Source organism: Anaerotignum lactatifermentans (assembly GCF_016902535.1).
GTDB classification, from domain to species: domain Bacteria; phylum Bacillota; class Clostridia; order Lachnospirales; family Anaerotignaceae; genus Anaerotignum; species Anaerotignum lactatifermentans_A.
Window position 1 is genome coordinate 1 of record NZ_JACSNY010000091.1, and the last position, 210, is coordinate 210.

Sequence of the window (210 nt, forward strand, 5' to 3'; positions counted from 1 at the left end):
GGACGGCTATCGCGAGGTTCTTGGCGCAGCCGAGGGCATGAAAGAAGACAAAGCTAGTTGGGTCAGTTTCTTCCAGTGGTTGCGTGGCCGCGGTCTGAATGGGGTCAAACTGGTGGTTGGCGATAAGTGCCTTGGCATGCTGGAAGCCGTGGGCGAAGTGTTTCCTGAGGCCAAATACCAACGGTGTACAGTCCACTTTTACCGGAATAT

Annotated in this window: 1 protein-coding gene; it reads left to right on the forward strand. The window is 54.8% G+C overall.

Translation table 11 applies throughout. The features are described from left to right. On the forward strand, nt 1–210 hold a 210-nt coding region (locus tag H9X84_RS13000), incomplete at both ends, for a transposase (RefSeq protein ID WP_205134659.1).